The organism is Methanosaeta sp. UBA356 (assembly GCF_002496465.1).
GTDB lineage: Archaea > Halobacteriota > Methanosarcinia > Methanotrichales > Methanotrichaceae > Methanothrix > Methanothrix soehngenii.
On record NZ_DAKC01000087.1, the window covers coordinates 1 to 1290 of the forward strand.

The 1290-nt window shown below is 50.5% G+C and carries 3 protein-coding genes; all 3 read left to right on the forward strand.

The features are described from left to right. Positions 1-217, forward strand: a 217-nt coding sequence (locus BP727_RS07855; protein ID WP_286858188.1) for a hypothetical protein, incomplete at its 5' end; no start/stop codon positions are given. Beyond that, positions 169-567, forward strand: a complete 399-nt coding sequence (locus tag BP727_RS07860; RefSeq protein ID WP_286858190.1) for a NosD domain-containing protein — start codon at positions 169-171, stop codon at positions 565-567. The genes BP727_RS07855 and BP727_RS07860, both read left to right, overlap by 49 nt. Positions 568-583: 16 nt before the next feature. After that, the coding region (locus BP727_RS07865) for a PsbP-related protein (protein ID WP_286858192.1) at positions 584-1290 on the forward strand (707 nt) is incomplete at its 3' end.

A 1290-nucleotide genomic window follows, 5' to 3' on the forward strand; every position in this document is an offset into this window, starting at 1 on the left:
CTTTAGGGCGGGGAGCAGTCACGTCCTGCATTCAGTAGCTCTGATAGGCGTAGATACCGGCAGCGGACGGCCAGTGATAGATGCCAACGGATCGTCGAGCGCCATCACATTGAGGGCCAATGGAACGAGGATTGAAGGCTTCAACCTGACCGGCTCAGGAGGATGCGGATGCGGAAATGCGGCATATTCATCGACTCTTCTGATAACATCATCCTGAATAATAACCTCTATAAGAATAGGTATGGCATTTACATTGAGGAAGGGGCGACGAACAATACCATCCATTCCAATGACTTCCTGGAAAACAGGGTCGCAGCAAACGATACTGTTGGCAACCGGTGGAGCATGGAGATGAAAGAGGAGGGGCTCATGGGACTGCTGAAGGGCGCAAAGATCATCGGAAATCATTATAGCGATTACGACGAGCCAGGCGAGGGCTGCAATGATACCAATTCGGACGGCTTTTGCGATGAGCCCCGGACGATAGGGAATGGGCCGGGGATCGACGAGCATCCGCTGGTCGCTCCCATAATAGCTGGTCAAAAGGAATCTTCATATACTTATTGATGATGAAGCAATACAGGTGATCTTTACGATCAATAATAAGCTTCTAGCCATAATTCTAGCAGCACTGAATCTGGCGCTGCTTGGTTGTGCTTACGGTTCTATTGACTCCTCTTTAAATGGCAGCATTCAGGCCCAGAGCGAGCCTCTGGACACCTCCGGGGCCCTGGCCCTCTCCGACCTGGATGAATGGCTGTTTTATGAGAACTATGACTATGGATTTGAGCTGATTTATCCGGCAGATTGGATCGAGCAGGAGGCCGAAGCCAATGATCAAGGAATGATCGTGGGCTTCCTGGCCCCTGGAGAGGATGTCGATAATCCGACGGTATATCTGTTGCTCCAGAACGAAGAGCTTCCCGCGGGGCAGGATGTAACCCTGGAAGTGTATAGCCAGGCAGCGTTGGGAGTTCTCAATGACATCATGCCAGATCTCCAGATCCTGACCGAGAGCGATATCACAATCAATGAAGTGCCGGCTCATGCCATAGTGTATAGCCTGGAAAGCGAGGGTGTGACATTCAGAGTCTTGGAGGCCTGGACTGTGATTGACGAGTATGCTTATATATTCACATATAAAGCTCCTGATGAGGTTTATGATCAGTTTGCCGAAGATGCCGCCGATATCATAGACTCCTTTGATGCTGACTTATTTGCTCGAATCCCTGAGAGCTCAGGACCATTGGAGGAAGCGGCTGAGAATGAGAGCCTGAATGAGACGCCGAA